Origin of the sequence: Paraliomyxa miuraensis (assembly GCF_026337845.1) — a bacterium.
Lineage (GTDB): Bacteria > Myxococcota_A > Polyangia > Nannocystales > Nannocystaceae > Paraliomyxa > Paraliomyxa miuraensis.
This window is the reverse complement of sequence record NZ_JAOVZF010000153.1, coordinates 167,400-182,365: the sequence shown is the minus strand read 5'-3', so window position 1 is coordinate 182,365 and position 14,966 is coordinate 167,400. Positions and strand designations below refer to the sequence as shown.

The 14,966-nt window shown below is 70.2% G+C and carries 12 protein-coding genes; 8 read left to right on the top strand and 4 right to left on the bottom strand.

Annotated elements, in window-relative coordinates:
* Positions 1–18: 18 nt before the first annotated feature.
* On the bottom strand, positions 19–1,302 hold the full coding sequence (locus tag OEB96_RS21400; RefSeq protein ID WP_266218311.1) for a hypothetical protein: 1,284 nt from the start codon (positions 1,300–1,302) through the stop codon (positions 19–21).
* Between the two features lie 172 nt (positions 1,303–1,474).
* On the opposite strand from OEB96_RS21400, the gene OEB96_RS21395 reads away from it, so the two are divergent.
* Positions 1,475–2,290, top strand: coding sequence for a tetratricopeptide repeat protein (locus tag OEB96_RS21395; protein ID WP_266218309.1), 816 nt, complete (start codon positions 1,475–1,477; stop codon positions 2,288–2,290).
* A 78-nt stretch (positions 2,291–2,368) separates the two neighbouring features.
* On the opposite strand, the gene OEB96_RS21390 is transcribed toward OEB96_RS21395, so the two are convergent.
* Positions 2,369–3,841, bottom strand: coding sequence for an ABC transporter permease (locus tag OEB96_RS21390; RefSeq protein ID WP_266218307.1), 1,473 nt, complete (start codon positions 3,839–3,841; stop codon positions 2,369–2,371).
* Positions 3,842–3,846: 5 nt separating this feature from the next.
* Positions 3,847–5,727 (bottom strand): ABC transporter permease, encoded by a 1,881-nt coding sequence (locus tag OEB96_RS21385; protein ID WP_266218305.1) that lies wholly within the window; start codon positions 5,725–5,727, stop codon positions 3,847–3,849.
* 205 nt (positions 5,728–5,932) lie between these two features.
* Between OEB96_RS21385 and OEB96_RS21380 the strand changes: the two genes are divergently transcribed.
* The 3 genes from OEB96_RS21380 (at position 5,933) to OEB96_RS21370 (ending at position 9,128) form a co-directional block, all read left to right on the top strand.
* Complete coding sequence (locus OEB96_RS21380; protein ID WP_266218304.1) at positions 5,933–6,967, top strand: hypothetical protein; 1,035 nt, start codon at positions 5,933–5,935, stop codon at positions 6,965–6,967.
* A 33-nt stretch (positions 6,968–7,000) separates the two neighbouring features.
* Complete coding sequence (locus OEB96_RS21375) at positions 7,001–8,290, top strand: zinc ribbon domain-containing protein (RefSeq protein ID WP_266218302.1); 1,290 nt, start codon at positions 7,001–7,003, stop codon at positions 8,288–8,290.
* 76 nt (positions 8,291–8,366) lie between these two features.
* Positions 8,367–9,128 carry a hypothetical protein gene (locus OEB96_RS21370; protein WP_266218301.1) on the top strand — a complete coding sequence of 254 codons (762 nt, stop codon included), beginning with the start codon at positions 8,367–8,369 and terminating at the stop codon, positions 9,126–9,128.
* A 103-nt stretch (positions 9,129–9,231) separates the two neighbouring features.
* Here the strand turns inward: OEB96_RS21370 and tatA are convergent, their stop codons facing one another.
* The gene (gene tatA, locus OEB96_RS21365) at positions 9,232–9,492 is read right to left on the bottom strand and encodes a twin-arginine translocase TatA/TatE family subunit (RefSeq protein WP_266218299.1); all 261 of its coding nucleotides are present in this window, start codon (positions 9,490–9,492) and stop codon (positions 9,232–9,234) included.
* A gap of 168 nt (positions 9,493–9,660) precedes the next feature.
* Between tatA and OEB96_RS21360 the strand changes: the two genes are divergently transcribed.
* The 4 genes from OEB96_RS21360 to OEB96_RS21345 all read left to right on the top strand — a co-directional run bounded on the left by OEB96_RS21360 (position 9,661) and on the right by OEB96_RS21345 (position 14,953).
* The gene (locus tag OEB96_RS21360) at positions 9,661–11,724 is read left to right on the top strand and encodes a transglycosylase SLT domain-containing protein (RefSeq protein WP_266218298.1); all 2,064 of its coding nucleotides are present in this window, start codon (positions 9,661–9,663) and stop codon (positions 11,722–11,724) included.
* 10 nt (positions 11,725–11,734) lie between these two features.
* Positions 11,735–12,745: an AAA family ATPase gene (locus tag OEB96_RS21355; RefSeq protein WP_266218296.1), complete on the top strand. Its 1,011-nt coding sequence runs from the start codon at positions 11,735–11,737 to the stop codon at positions 12,743–12,745.
* Positions 12,746–12,998: 253 nt separating this feature from the next.
* On the top strand, positions 12,999–14,315 hold the full coding sequence (locus tag OEB96_RS21350) for a hypothetical protein (protein WP_266218295.1): 1,317 nt from the start codon (positions 12,999–13,001) through the stop codon (positions 14,313–14,315).
* On the top strand, positions 14,312–14,953 hold the full coding sequence (locus tag OEB96_RS21345) for a hypothetical protein (protein ID WP_266218293.1): 642 nt from the start codon (positions 14,312–14,314) through the stop codon (positions 14,951–14,953). Before OEB96_RS21350 ends, OEB96_RS21345 begins: the two co-directional genes overlap by 4 nt.
* Positions 14,954–14,966: the final 13 nt, after the last annotated feature.

Here is a 14,966-nt window from a genome sequence, read left to right as displayed (position 1 = left end):
CCCAAGGCACTGACGTTTTCAGCCTCGCCGGGGCAGCGTGCGATGCAATCCGGCCCAAATGCTCCAACCAGGCGCGGGCCCTCCGACCCGCATGAGCGCCAGATCCACGCGGCCGCGGCCATCGACCACGAACGACAGCTCGGAGACGAGCTCGAGCTGGAGCTGCCGCGTCCCATCGGCCTCGCCCACCGACAGGCTCACATGCGCCGGGGCCCCCCGCGGCCGCGCCTGGAACGTCGACCCGAGGCTGCGCACCGCCTCGCGACGTCCCCGGTGAGCGGCGAAGCCACCCTCGAGGGTCACGAAGGGAAAGCGTGCGTGGTGAACCCAACCGCACCGCTCATCCTCGGTCGCGTAGAAGCACTGATGGGCTTCATCACACGCTCCCCAGTCGCGCACCCCCCAGCCGTGCTGCCGTAGCGAGGCCGCGCGCACGGGCAGCAGCCGATCGCCCAGCGCCACCGTGCCATGGAGCTCGCCGAGCTGGACGTAGCCGCGCGGGCGATCGCGTCGTGCCGCCCGCAGCAGGCGAGCATCCCACGTCGCCTCTCCCAGCCGTCGCGCGAGCAGCTCGGGATCGTCGTCCGTGCCCGGAACGTGCGGGGTGGAGGTGGCGACGAAGGTCAAGTCGATGCTGGCGCGACGTGAGCAGGAGCCTTCGGCTCCCACCACGCGCAGCGGAGGTCGCCGCGCCCCTTCGTTGACGCGCTCGAGCTGGCCCACGAAGCGAAGGGTCCAGCGCTGGAGCGGCGTCTCGCAATCGAGCTGCAGGCCTCCCGCACGCCAGCGGTCGTCGTCGGCCGCGCGCAGCACCAGCTGGCCCCCCCGCAGCGCCCATGCGCCATCGGGCCGCAGGATCACGACCCACACGCGCTGGGAGTCGCGCCCCGGCAGGTGCTCGAGACGCAACACCAACCCCAGCTCGGGCTGCGCGGCCACGAACGTGTAGTCCTCGGCGAAGTATCGCTGCGTCGCCAGGGGTCCGCCGTCGATGTGCGTCGCTTCGTCCTGCGGCGTGATCGGCGAGCGCGACGAAGACCGCCCGCGCTCGCTCCCCTCGGCCCTCCCTTCGGCCGCTCGCATGCGCTCGCGTCGCTTGGTGAGCACCCAGCGCGCCAGCGCCGACTTCACGCCCTGGCGCAGCACCTGCCCCAGCTCCTGCCCCAGCTCCTGCCCCAGCTCCGTGCTGGCCGGGGCACCCCCACGCGACTGTGCCCCCGCGTCCCCGACCGAGTTCGGTGGACTACGGCCCTCGTCTCCCGCACGACCGTCGTCGCCGGGCCCATCGCCAGCGACGCTCATCGCGGGTCCCCCTGCGATGCTACGCCCACGAGCGGCGTCCTTCACAGCCCCGCCACGCCTGCCATCGCCCAGCCCCCATCAGCCCTCACCATCAGCCCTCACCAGACGCCCGGCCCCTACGCGGCTGCGGCCGTGGACAGGCTTTCGTACCCCATGCTAACCACCGGCTGCGATGACCTCCGTGCGCCTCGTCCCCGTCCTCCTCGCGGCCCTCCTGCTCGTTCCAGCGTGCGATCGCGGCGAAAAGGAGCTCACCCCCGAGGAGGCGGCCGCCAAGCTGGCCTCCGATCTCGAGGAGGCGGCCGCTCGGGTCCGCAACAACAAGCTCGAGGACGCCGAGAAGATCTACACCCGCATCCTGGAGCAGCAGCCCGACAATGCCGACGCACAGGCCGGCATGGCCAAGGTGCGGTTCGAGCAGAAGAACTACGACGAGGCCGAGACGCTCTACGCGGCCGCGATCGCCAAGAAGGGCGACGACCCCGACATGCACTTCATGCTCGGCCACACGCGTCAGCTGGCCGGCAAGGCCAATGAGGCCGCCGAGGCGTTCGGCCGGGCGTTCGAGATGAACGGCGAGAACAGCGACTACGGGCTCTACTATGGCCGCGAGCTCAAGAAGATCGGCCAGCTCGAGAAGGCCGAGGAGGTGCTGCGCCAGGTGGCGGAGATCGACCCCAAGGCGCAGTTCGTCTTCACCGAGATCGGCGACGTGCTGCTCGAGATGAACAAGCCCGACGACGCGCTCAAGACGTACATGAAGGCGCAGACGACCTACCCCTCCAACAAGGAGGCGTTCGCTGGCGCCGCGCTGGCCTACGAGGCCAAGGGTGACAACGCCCGTGCGCTCGACCAGTGGTCCTCGTACATCCGCATGGATTGCTGCTCGAGCTACTCCAAGGACGTGGCGCAGAAGAAGATCGAGACCCTCAAGGTCGACGACGGCCAAGGTGGCGGAGACGGCGACGTGGTGATCGACGACGGCTGAGACGCCACGACGGCGGCAGCGCGTCCGAGCATCGAGGGTGACGCGCAGGCCGCTTGGCGCGGGTCGTTGCCGAGCCGCTCAGCGCTGGAGGGACGCGAGCATGTGCACGCGTGCCGCGAGCATGGCCACCGGGCCGCTGGCGAGCGCGCACAGCAACACGGCGGCCCCCGCCGGCCCCAGCGCATCGATGGGCTGGACGACCACCGGAAGGTGATCCACCGGATACACGTCGCCGCCCAGCGGGTAGCGGAAGGCGTCGATGACCAGGCAGTAGAGGCCCCCGAGCCCGAGCCCGAGTACCGCGCCCATCAGGCCCGCGAGCAAGCCCACGGCCTCGAACACCCAGAAGATCAGCGAGCGCGACCCTCCCACCGCCATCGTCACCGCGATGTCGTGGCGCTTGCGACGGACCAGCAGCAGCAGGCTGGCGATGAGCGAGGAGGCCGAGACCACCACCATCAAGCCCAGCACCAGCGCGAGCGTGGCGCGGATCTGGGCCAGCCCGATCAGCATGGGGGAGTTGGTCTCCTTCCAGGTGCTGATGCGGTAGAGGGGGGGAAGCTCGGCCGTCATGGTGGCCGCGACCTCCTCGGCGAGCTCGGGATCGGTGAGTTCGAATTCGATGCCGGTGACCCGCCCCTCGCGAAAGAACAGCGCCTGGGCGGCGCTGATGTGCATGAGCGCCAGGTTGCGATCGAGCTCGCTGGTGCCGGTGGAGAGGATGTCGAGCACCTCGAACGGCGCGTGACGGGCCGGGCCGGGGGGCTCGTCGCGCCCGGTGACCTCGGCCGGCACCACCACCCGCACCCGCGATCCGACCTCGGCCCGAAGGCGCGCCGCCAGCCCCTTGCCGAGCACGATGCCGGGCACGTGGCGGGTGTCGCCCGGGCGGAGGACCGCCACGGGATCGCCCGTGCCGAGGACCTCGCGAAAGCCATCGAGCTCGGCCGCACGGACCGGGTCCAGACCCTTGCCGATCACGATGGAGGGGCCCGCGGGCGGGGCGTCGTCCTCGTCGGCCGCGCTCGGCTCGCCGTCGTCGCCGTCCTCGTCGTCGGACGCGCCGGGCTCGTGGACCACCGCCACCATCGAGTAGGCGAACGGCGACGCTGCGATCACCGGCTCGCGAGCACGCCAGGCGTCGGCCACCGCCTCGTACTCGAAGAAGTCCAGCCCGTACTTGGTGAGCAGCACGTGGCCGTTGAGCCGGGCGAGCGCCCGGGTGATCTCGAGCTGGAAGCCCGCCGTGACCGAGAGCGCGGTCATCAGGCTCGAGCACGCCAGCGCCACGCCGACCACCGAGACGGCCATGGCCGGGCTCAGCAGGCGCAGGCAGATCCACACCAGCAGGCCCATGCTCGCGAGCCCCAGGCCCGCCACGAGCGCGAGGTGGTGGATCCCCAGCACCAGCGGCAGCGCACAGCCCACCGACACCACGGCCGAGACGATCCCGAGCTTGCGCACGCCCGGGCCCGGGACGTCGTCGCGCAGCATGAGGCGGGCGGCCATCATCCGCACGACCGCCAGGTTGGTCAGGGCCAGCGTGGTCATGCCCCTCACTCGTAGCGTAGACCCTCGACCGGCCGCAGCTTGGCTGCGCGCAGCGAAGGGGGGATCGTGGCCACGAAGGAGATCAGCATGGTCAGGGCCAGCACGGCGGCCACCTGCACCCCGGAGCGCTCCACCGGGAGCTGCTCGATGAAGTAGACCTCGGGGTCGAGCGTGTAGCCGTAGAGCTCCACCAGCCAGCACAGCACCAGACCGAACGCCACGCCGGCCACGCTCCCCACCGCACCGATGGTCATGCCGGCGAGCTGGAAGATCCGCGCCACGCCCGACTCGGTGGCCCCCATCGACGACATGATCGCGATCTCGGGGGTGCGCCGCACCACCATGGTCCACAGCGCCGCCAGCACGTTGAAGCCGGCCACCGTGCTCACCAGGCTCAGGATCACGGTGAGGATCGACTTCTGGGTGCTGATCGACTGGAACAGGTTGGCGTTGAGCTTCTGCCACTCGAGGATCGAGTACTCCTCGGCTCCGATCGTGCGGCGCAGCACCTGCTCGACGTCGGGGGCGTCGTACGGATCGGCCAGGCGTAGATCCACGCCCGACACGGTGTCCTTGCCCCGGTACTTGAAGTACTGCAGCTCCTTGATGTGCACGTAGACCAGGCGGCTGTCGTACTCCTGAAAGCCGGCCCGGAACACGCCTGCGATGCGATACTGGCGGAATTCGGGGGCCTCCGAGGTGTCGAAGGTGGCGCCCGGATCGACGAGCATCACCACGTCGCCCTGCGAGAGATCGAGCTCGCGTGCGAGGGTGACGCCCACGAACATCGTGGGCAGGTCCTGCGGATCGATGGGCTCGGTGGGCTCGCCGTCATCGAGCGGCCACTCGTCCTGGTCCACCGCCACCACGCGGCGACGCCCGTACTTCTTGTGATCGGGCTGGGCGCGATAGGCCTGCAGCGCCTGCTCGTACCAGCCGGGACCGCGAGGATCGGGGACCTCGGCCACGGCCGGCGGCAGCCGATCGTCCTCGCGATCCTGGATCGGCTGGAGCACCAGATCGCTCTCGAGCTCGGCGATCTCGACGGGGTCGCTGGGCTCGTTGCTGCCCGCGCGCAGGTGCGCCTCGAGATCGATGACCTCGGCGGCCGTCTGCGGCTCGATGCCCTTGACCAGCACGCTGGCGCGCCGGATGTCGCCCTCGCGCTTGCCCTCGGGATCGACGGGGGCGAGCGCCATCGCGTAGTAGACGAACGGGCTGGCCCCGGTCACGCCGGCCACGGTGCGCAGGTAGCCCTCGAAGCGCCGGTACTCGGAGATGCCGAACGAGCGCGTCACGTTGATGTGGGCGTAGACCCCGAGCACGCGGCGCTCGAACTCGTGCTGGAAGCCGGTCGCGACCGACTGCACCACGATGAGCGCGGCCACGCCGATCGCGATCCCGACCATGCTCAGGGTGGCGAACACGGCGAAGTACCGGGCGAGCACCACCACCATCACGGTGCCCGTGGCCAGGGCGACCACCACCGCCAGCGAGGCCGAGCGTGCGCCCATCCACAGCGCGATCACCCCGGCCACCGCCACCACGAGGGCGAGCAGGCCGATCCCCAGGGTCTTGGGAGGCGCGCTGGGGCGTCGGAGGATCCGCAGGCCGGCGGTCTTCTCGTAGCCCGAGAACCCGGTGATGACCCACCAGGCCACGAGCGCCACGAAGCTCGCCACCCCGATCAATCCCCAAAGGGCCACGCGGAAGTTGGCGCGCTCCGCAAGGTCGGCATCGGCGCTGGGCCAGGTGATGGGATCGACCCACAAGAGGCTCACCGCGCGCAGGGACAGCAGCGCCAGCACCAGCAGCACCACGTGTTCGCGGGGCTCGAAGCGGCGGGTCGGACCGGTCTTGGGGCGCTTGGGAGGGGCGGGCTTCACTGCCGTTCGAGATCCCGGGCACCGTAGCAACCGGGCTCCGCCGCCGGCAACGGCCACCCATCATGGCCCACCGATTCCCACCCTCCACCGGCCTCGCCGCCAAGTCGCCGCCGGCGCCGCCGAGGGCCGTCACGGCCGAGCATTCCTTGACATGCGACGTCGGCGCAAGATACGCTCCGCCGGCCGATCGAGCTCGGAGCCCCGCATGCATCGCCGGTTTGTGCACCTCCTGAACTCCCTGGCGCCCAAGGCCGAGGCCCCTGCGATGCCGGTCGCCGGCCCCCGCGTCGCCGGGGCTGCTTGCCTGGTCCTCGCGATGGCTGCGTCGATGGCGTTGCCCGCGAACGCGCATGCCGGCAAGTACGACCTCGATCTCACCCCGCTCGGATCGCTCGAGACGCAGGGTGGAGGCACCAGGATCGTGCAGGACAACGCGGCGTTCCGCAGCTTGTCCTCCGAGCTCGGCACGATCATGGCGCCCAAGGTCGTCGATCCCGCCGACTCGCTCGGTCTGTCCGGGTTCGCGATCTCGGCCGACGTGTCGATCAACACGCTGTCGAGCAACCAGAATTATTGGCAGGCCACCAGCGGGGCCGACACGGCGGCCCCCAGCATGCAGATCATGGGTCGCAAGGGCTTGTGGCCGGGCGTCGAGGTCGGCGGCGGCGCGACCCACCTGTTCGACAGCCGCATGTGGGCCCTGGGCGGCTACGGCAAGATCGCGTTCCACGAGGGCTTCCACCACCTGCCGATCCCGTCCATCGCGATCCGTGGCAGCTTCTCGCGGCTGCTCGGCGCCAAGGACTTCAACATGACGACGGCCGCTCCGGCGGTCACCGTCTCGCACCTGTTCGGGCTGGGCAAGACGTTCAGCCTGACGCCCTACGTGGGCTACGAGGCGCTCATCATCTTCTCGCGCTCGCAGGTGCTGAACGCCAACCCGTCGTGCGACGAGTTCCCCGACGCGTACAACGAGGATCCCGACGCCTGCGACTTCCCCGACGGCATGGGTGGCACCGTCAACAAGCCGCCCAGCGAGTTCGTCTTTGCCGATGGTGGTGCCATCGTGCGCCATCGCCCGCACTTCGGCGCGCGCATCATCTTCAGCGTGATCCGCATCGGCCTCGAGGCGATGTTCGTGCCCGGAGGCAAGTCCGAGGGCACGGTCGACGGAGAGACCGTCGTCGACGGCTCCGGCCTCCAGCAGCAGTACACGGTCTCCGTCGGTCTGGACTTCTAGTCCCGTAGCGTTCTCCCAAAGCTCGACCTCCCCATGATCATCTCCTGCCCCGAGTGCGCCGGGCCCTTCGAGGTCCGAGACGACCAAATCGCGGTCCTCGTGCAGGTGGCGTGCCCGCACTGTGCGTTCCGCATGATCCTCGACTTCGGGGCCGCCAACGATCCGGGCCTCGTGGAGGAGGGCATGCGGATGGCCAGTGGCTTCCGCTCGGCCGCCGACTATCACGCCAGCGTGCAGCAAGCGACCGGCCTGGCCGCGGCTCCCGAGCCGGAGCCGGAGCCCGAGCCGGCGGTGGCGGTGGCCGCCCGGATCCAGCCCGTCGTCGAGCGGGTGCCAGAACCGAGGCCGGAGCCGCGACCAGAACCACGGCCCGAGCCGAGGCCAGAGCCGAGGCCAGAGGCAGCACAGCCCGCGCCCACGCCCGTCCCCGGGGTGCCGCCCGTGCGCCCGCGACCCGAGCCCACGGCCACGGCGGCTCGACGTCCGCGATCGGTGGGGCCCACGCCGTCGACCGAGCCCGCTCGGCCCGCGGCCGAGTCCACCCCCTCCGAGGAGGCCAAGACCGAGATCCACATGGTGCCGCCCGGCCCACGGCGGACCCCGGTCGACATTCCTCCCGTGCGTCGTCCACCACCGACCGACGAGGACGAGGTCGAGGTCGAGGTCGCCGCCATGCCTCCGGCTTCCGAGCGGCGTCGGCCCGAGCCCCGGCCACCGGCCGACGAGGTCTCGATCGACGTCGACGAGGATCTCGACGAGGACCAGTCGACCCACCATCCCGAGATCGGCAGCGAGGACGACGACGACGCGCCGACCATGATCGTCACGCCGGACGCGGCCGTCCTGGCGCGGCCCGTCGAGCACGGGGCCGAGCGGCCCGAGTCCGAGCGCATCCCGCCTCACACCCCGCCGACCCGAGCCAAGCCGTCGCAGGGCGACGACGAGACGACCAACAAGCAACCCGCGCGTCGCCCCGCGGCCGAGGTCTCGGCCAAGCCGCCGCGCACCGAGTCCAAGCCCCCCGAGTCCAAGTCCAAGCCCCCCGAGTCCGAGCCCAAGAGCCCGCCGAAGCTCGATGCGCTCGACGATCTCGAGTCCGAAGCCGAGCAGGAGCGGATGTCGACCTTCGGGGTCGTGATGGTGGTGCTCTTGCTGGTGCTCGCCGGAGCGCTCGTGGGCACGAGCATCGCGCTCGAGAACACCGCCGATCCCCGCCCGTTGCTCGAGAAGCTCTACCGGCAGCACATCAAGGGCGAGGCGGCGCCTGCGGCTGATCCGGCTCAGGCGCCGCCGGCCGAGGCGACGCCGCCAGCCAAGCAGTAGCCCGCGTCCGCGACGATGCATGAACCGTCGCGGCGGTCATGCACCGCACGGGTTTCGTGCGAGACTGTGCGGTGCCATGGCGGACGAGGCTCTGGTGGCCGTCGCGACCGAGGTCGACATGCGGCAGGTCGCGAGCCGGCTGGCGTCGCTGCCCGAGCGCGGCATGCGAGTCGCCAAGCTCGCCGAGATCTTGAGTGCACGGAGCCCGGCCGAGGCCGCCTGGCTGCTCGACGCCCTGGCGACCGCCGGTCGAGCGGGGGGACCCCCGTTCGACGTGAGCCTGCTTGCGGCCGTGGATCTCTTCGGGGAGGAGCGCCTCCCCTACGAGACGCAGCGGGCAATCTTCGAGGCCGCAGAGACCCTGGGCCTGCGCGCATGCATGGATCTGCTCCTGACCCCCGAGGAGATCGCCGACGAGCAAGCCGCCGAGCCCCGCCCGCTGGTGCCTGGAACCCGACCCCTGACGCTGGGGGAGCGCAAGAGCCTGGCCCGCTCCTGGGATCGCAACGTGCTGCAGCGTCTGCTCGTCGATCCCCACGTGGACGTGGTGCGCCTGCTCCTGGGCAACTCCCACGTGACCGAGGACGACATCCTGCGGATCGCCACCGCCCGCCACGCCTCGGCCGCGGTCCTCGGCATGGTCCTCCGCTCGCGTCGCTTCGGCCACACCCCGCGGATCCGCAGGGCTCTGGTGCGCAATCCCAGGCTGCCGCTGGCAACCGCGCTGCGCCTGGTGGGGCTGCTCAATCGCCAGGAGCTCGAGGAGATCGACCGAGATCCCCACCTGCCACCGCGACTGGCGGTGGCGATCCGGCGGCGGCTGCGACCGGTGCTCTGAGGAACAGCCTGGCTTCGCCTGGCTGTTCTTGGCGGCCCGGGGGAGAGCGTCGCCTCCCGGCGCCGCGGGGCCTGCCGCCAGGCTTCGCCTGGCTGTTCCTGGCTCAGGCCTTCGCCTTGCTCGACCCCTCGGACTTCTTCGGAGTCACGTCGATCTCGTCACCATCGTGATCGATGGCCTTGGCGGCCGTTCCGGCGGCATCGGCCGCCTTGTCATCCTCGATCGCCTTCATCTCCTTCTTGAAGCCCCGCAGCATCTTGCCGACGCCTTCTCCGAGCTGCGGCAGCTTGGACGGCCCGAACAGGAGGAGGAGCACCACGATGATGATCGCGATCTCGAAGCCGCTGAGCATGCCGACGAGCATGGGTGGAAGGTAGTCCGCTTTCCTCGCCTTTGCTAGCGTGTGGCGCCGATGGTGGATGGCGACATGCGCAATCGGGGCGTGGGGGGCGGGGGCCCCCGGTACGCCCGTGGGACGAAGAACGGGGCCGTGGGCGGGCCCGGGCGCTCGCCAAGGGGGCTGGCGACGCCCATGTGGACGGCCGCGGTGGTGGTCGCGTGGCTCGCGGCGCTCGTCCCCCCTGCCCTCGCCAAGGGCCCCTCAGCGGCGGCGCAAGAGCGCGTGGGCCCCGTGTGGGCGTCCTCGGCCGGGCGGGCCCAGGTCCGCAGCGACCGTCCCGACGGCAACGCTCTGCACGTCGCGTGGGTGGCTCCGCCGCACGTCCCCGACTGGGAGCTCCACCAAGCGCTCGCCGCATTCGAACGCGCGAGCTTTCCCGAGGGCGGAGCTGCCCCCAGCTTGATCGAGGCACCGCCCGAGCCGTGGATGGCCGAGCTCGAGCGCCCGGCCCTCCCGGTGCGCTGGAACGATCGGCTGGTGGACTACCTCCGCTACTTTCGCGACCGCGACCCCGGCCGCGCGTTGATGCGCGGGTGGCTGCGACGAGCGGGTCGCTACGAGCGTCGGCTGCGAGCCATCCTGCGCGAGGTCGGGGTACCCGAGGATCTCGTGTTCGTGGCGCTGGCCGAGTCGGGCTTCGACCCGCGGGTGCGCTCGCGCGTGGGCGCAGCGGGGCTTTGGCAGTTCATGGAGGCCACGGGCAACGTCTATGGGCTCCACCAGGACTTCTGGGTCGACGATCGCTTCGACGTGGAGAAGTCGAGCTACGCCGCCGCGGCCTACCTCACCGATCTGCACGCGCGCTTCGGCTCGTGGGAGCTGGCGCTGGCGGCCTACAACGCCGGCTATGGGCTGGTGATGAAGGCCATCGAGCGGCACAACACCAACAGCTTCTGGGCGCTGGCCAAGATCGAGAGCGGCCTGCCCTACGCGACCGTCAACTACGTGCCCAAGATCGTCGCGGCAGCGCTGGTGGGACGCAACCGCGGGGCGCTGGGCTATGGGCCCAAGGACCTGACGCCCGATGCCGAGCTCGACTGGGTCGAGGTCAAGCTCGCGCGCTCCACATCACTGTCGGAGCTCGCACGCCTGCTCGACACCGATGCCAGCCGGCTCGCGGAGATCAACGCGGCGTTCATTCGCGGGCGCACGCCGCCCGAGCGCCCCACCACGGTTCGGATCCCCCGCGACAAGGCGCAGGCGTTCGCCGCGGTGCGTCCCGAGCTCGAGGCGCTGTGGCGCAGCGAGGGCACCGTCACCGTCAAGCACGGCGAGGCGCTCGCGGCCATCGCCAAGCGCCACGGGATCACCGAGAAGCAGTTGCGCACGCTCAACGGGATCCGCGACGCGGCCGAGGTCGTGGGGGGCGTGGTGCTGGTGGTTCCCGTCGATCCTCCCCCCACCAGCGGCCACGCGGCGGCCGGGGACCCCGAGCCGCTGCCCCTGGCGGCCGTGCCCGAGCTGGTGCCGGGGCCAGGGCAGCGCCTGGTGTTCCTGGAGACCAACCGCGCCAGCACGCCGCCGGATCTCGAGCGGGCGCTGGGCGTACGGTGGTCGGATCTCGTGCGGTGGAACGACCTCGATCCCCGCGCTCGGCTGCAGAGCGGGCTGTGGCTGCAGGTGCTGGTGCCCGAGGGCTTCGACGCCAGCGCGCGCAACGTGGAGATCTGGGAGCCCGCGCAGGTCGAGCACGTGGTGAGGGGATCGCGAGCGCACCTCGAGGCGGAGCTGCGGCGGCGCGGCAAGGTGAGGCGCGGCTATCGAGCGCGCAGCGGAGACACGCTGGCGAAGATCGGTACGCGCTTCGATCTCACGGTGGGCGACCTGTCGCGGATCAACCAAGTGCCGCGCGAGCGCGACCCGACCGTGGGAGACCTGCTGGTCGTGTACGTGGATCCCAAGCACACAAAGGGCACGGTGACGGCTCCGGCGCCGATCGGGTTCGAGGGGCATCCCAGCGAGGACGGCGTGGATCGGGCGCCGTCGACGGCCGAGAGCGCGCGGGTGCCCAGGGGCAAGCCGGGGCGCGGGGACGAGGGCCACACCACCAAGGCCGAAGCCAGGGGCCGCAAGGCTTCGACCGCAGAGACGGCCGGGGTTCCGGGCGCGAAGGATGGGGGCGAGGATCCGGGCGAGGATCCGAGGGACCAGGATCCGGGGGACGAACGAACGGCCGAGGAACGAGTCGGCGAGTAGGATCCCGTCGATGGTGGACCCACCCCAGCCCGCGCGGCTCCGGATCGAGCGGATCTCGGTCGACGGGGTGGGCCATCGCCACGACCACGAGATCGAGCTGCGGTACGAGGATCGCGTCACGATCCTCTGCGGGCCCAACGGGGTGGGCAAGACCGCGATCCTCTCGTGGATCGAGGGGCTGCTGCGGCTGGATCTTCGGCCGCTGCGATCGCTGCCGATCGAGCGACTCGTGCTGCGCTTTTGCGACGGGACCGCGCTCGACGTGACGCGCACCGAGCAGGACATGCCGTGGCTCGACTTCGAGGTCGATCCTTGGATCGACCTGTGCCTTCGGCACCCCGATGGCCGGGTCGAGCGTCACCGCATGCTCGGGTTCGAGGACGAGCAGGAGGATCTGCTGGCGGCCGACCCCAGCGTGACGCGGCGTGGGCCCGAGCGGTGGGAGCTCGACGGCGAGGTGCTCGGTACGCACGAGGCCTGGATGCGGCGGATCGGCGGCGCTCGCTGGCCGCTCGGAGAAGGGTGGATGACCGCGCTCGTGCGCAGGGTGGCGGTGCATCGCTTCGACGTCGTGCAGCGGCGACCGTGGGCGGAGGTGCTCGGCGACTCCAGCCTCGCCGCGGTGGCGAGCATCGAGCGGCGGATCGCGCTGTTTCACGCCGCGCTCGAGGGCGTGCTGCTGAACGGGCGGGCGTTCGTCGAGATGGAGCATGGGCTGCAGATCGAAGATCTCGACGAGGGGCCGCTCGGGCTGGATGCGCTGTCATCGGGCGAGCAACGCTGGATCTCGCTGTTTCATGCGCTGCTGTTCGACGTGGGTCCCGGCACGCTGGTGCTCGTGGACGAGCCGGAGCGATCGATGCACGTCACGTGGCAGCAGCGGCTCGTGGGGCAGCTGCTCGCGATCGCGAAGGCGGTGGACGTCGACGTGCTGCTGGCGACGCACTCGCCGTTCGTGATCGGGGAGCGTGAGGAGCTGGTGGTGGAGCTGCGAGCGGGACGAGCGACCGCGAAGCGGTGACGGAGCGGCGCGCCACTGCATGGCCCACCGGATGGTGATGGATCGATGCGACTCGGCGTTGGGTTCGCAAGGAATCTTTCGAATTATCGACCTTCGATGTGGACGGGTGGGGAGTGGAAGCTAGGCCGAGTCGTGGTGGCGAGCGACCACCTCGATGGAGGCGATGGCGGTGAGCGGTCGAGCGAGAGGACGGTATGGGGCAGCGTGTGTGCTCGGTGGATTGGCGTTCGCCTGGGCTGGGCCCGCGCACGCGGTGCCGCATCGGTTGTGCCTCTACTTCGACATCGGCGACCACTTCTGGGATGCGTCGCCTCGCGCCGCCGATGGAATGGAGTTCTGGGAGGAGTACGGGCGCAACCTGGGACCTACGGCCTATCCGGCGCAGCGGCGGCTCGCACGGATCCTCGATGAATCGACGGGCCAGGTCGTGTGGGGCTGGCGCCCGCTCGGAGGCTGGGCACCACTGCCGGGGGACTCGGATCCTGCGTGCAGCTGCGGGGTGCAGCCGCCGCCGCCCGATCCGGGCGATGCCGGGTGCGCCGACTTCGAGTTGGAGGACCCGAGCACGACGCTGACGGTCGAGTGGACGCGGTGGGCGATCTGGGATGACCCGCAGGATCCGACGGCGCCGGCCACCGGGAACCAGATCGTCGGGTACAACTGCGACGAGACCATGACGGTCTGCGACTTCGAGATTCCGAGCGTCGCCGGCGTCAACGCCGACCTCGCGGGGAAGACCACCGTGGTGATTCCCTTCCTTCCCACATTCGACATGACCCCGGTGGATCTACCGCTGTGGGCCATCACGTTCGCCGAGGATCGCTTTGCCGCCCTCGGGGAGCAGCCGCTCGAGGACACGCGGCTCTTCGTCGGCTACGACGCCGCCAACGTGCTCCCCGGGTACACGCAAGCCGACCGCACCTTTGGCAACCAGCCGAGCGTCGTGATCGCTGGCGAGTCGTGGCACAGCAAGTTCACGGCTGCCCACGAGTATGGCCACCAGCAGACGATGGCCGCCATCCACGCGGCCTTTGGCCCATCGGATCTCAACTACTGCTACCACCCGACCACGTATCCCTCCACCGACCCGACCTGCGACAGCCCCCAACACCTCATGTCCTCGAGCGAGTGGCAGGGCGCGGCCGCCATCGAAGGCATGGGGCACTGGTACTCGGTGGCGGCCTGGAACGACGTCGACGACGAGGAGTGCGGCGCTTGTGCGGTACGCACGCATTACGTGCAGGTCAATGACGCAACCAATGCGGTGGCCTCCGACGTCCCACGGAACTCGCCGGTCTGTCCGACAGCGATCGACGCCCCCTGCCCCGCGGGGGTGAACAACGAGCACGACTGGCTCAGCGCGCTGCGCATGTTCCGGCTCAGCGGCTCCAAACCAGGCTTCATGATGATGTTCACCATGCTCGCGACCTACTACGGAACCGGAACCTGGATCGCTGCGGATCCAAGCAACGCGTTTTGGCTCGGCTTCGACCAGGCCATGACGGGACACCTGGGCGCGACTCACCCCGACTGGCAGGCCGCGGCGCAGGCATGGAGGCTCGACCGATGACCATCAGGCGGAAGGTCGGTCACTCGGCGTGGCTCGCGATCCTCGGCGTCGCCCTCGCGGGTGCGGGATGCAGCCGCCACATCGTGCAGAGCAACGACGAGGGCGGAGACTCGAGTGGCTCGGGCCGTGAGCCCGGCGACGAAGTCTCCGCCAGCTACACGTCGACGAGCGTGGGTTCGGGCAAGGAGGACACCTCGGACATCGAGCCCCTGCGGTGCCACGATGGCGAGGTGCAGTGCGGCAACGAGTGCGCCGACCTTCGTTGGTCCGAAGACCACTGCGGATCGTGCGGGCACTCGTGCACCATGGTAGGTGCAGTGGGTGAATGCTGGGAGGGAATTTGTCCACCGACGGGCTACTGTGCGCTCGCCGAGGAGGGGCACATGACCTGCGCGAGTGTCTGTGAATCCCATGGCGAGACGTGCGTGGATTCGGAGCCCCAGATTCCATCCGCATGTGGAGGTGAATGGTATGGCCTCCGCTATGGGCTCACGGCGGACTTCGACTGCGATATTGGATTCCTTGCCTCGACCGCAGTCGCCGGGGGCTGCCACGACTCGATCCGCTGGGATCTCATTGGTGGTCCCAATGGAGGCACGCTACCTGAAGCAGTGGTGTGCTGCTGCACGCAGCCCTGACGAACCAACGAAG

What these genes read in the sequence shown, in the direction of transcription:
- OEB96_RS21400 (WP_266218311.1), bottom strand. Translation starts at nt 1,302, where the DNA reads ATGAGCGTCGCTGGCGATGGGCCCGGCGACGACGGTCGTGCGGGAGAC.
- OEB96_RS21395 (WP_266218309.1), top strand. Translation starts at nt 1,475, where the DNA reads ATGACCTCCGTGCGCCTCGTCCCCGTCCTCCTCGCGGCCCTCCTGCTC.
- OEB96_RS21390 (WP_266218307.1), bottom strand. Translation starts at nt 3,841, where the DNA reads ATGACCACGCTGGCCCTGACCAACCTGGCGGTCGTGCGGATGATGGCC.
- OEB96_RS21380 (WP_266218304.1), top strand. Translation starts at nt 5,933, where the DNA reads ATGCATCGCCGGTTTGTGCACCTCCTGAACTCCCTGGCGCCCAAGGCC.
- OEB96_RS21375 (WP_266218302.1), top strand. Translation starts at nt 7,001, where the DNA reads ATGATCATCTCCTGCCCCGAGTGCGCCGGGCCCTTCGAGGTCCGAGAC.
- OEB96_RS21370 (WP_266218301.1), top strand. Translation starts at nt 8,367, where the DNA reads ATGGCGGACGAGGCTCTGGTGGCCGTCGCGACCGAGGTCGACATGCGG.
- tatA (WP_266218299.1), bottom strand. Translation starts at nt 9,492, where the DNA reads ATGCTCGTCGGCATGCTCAGCGGCTTCGAGATCGCGATCATCATCGTG.
- OEB96_RS21360 (WP_266218298.1), top strand. Translation starts at nt 9,661, where the DNA reads ATGTGGACGGCCGCGGTGGTGGTCGCGTGGCTCGCGGCGCTCGTCCCC.
- OEB96_RS21355 (WP_266218296.1), top strand. Translation starts at nt 11,735, where the DNA reads ATGGTGGACCCACCCCAGCCCGCGCGGCTCCGGATCGAGCGGATCTCG.
- OEB96_RS21345 (WP_266218293.1), top strand. Translation starts at nt 14,312, where the DNA reads ATGACCATCAGGCGGAAGGTCGGTCACTCGGCGTGGCTCGCGATCCTC.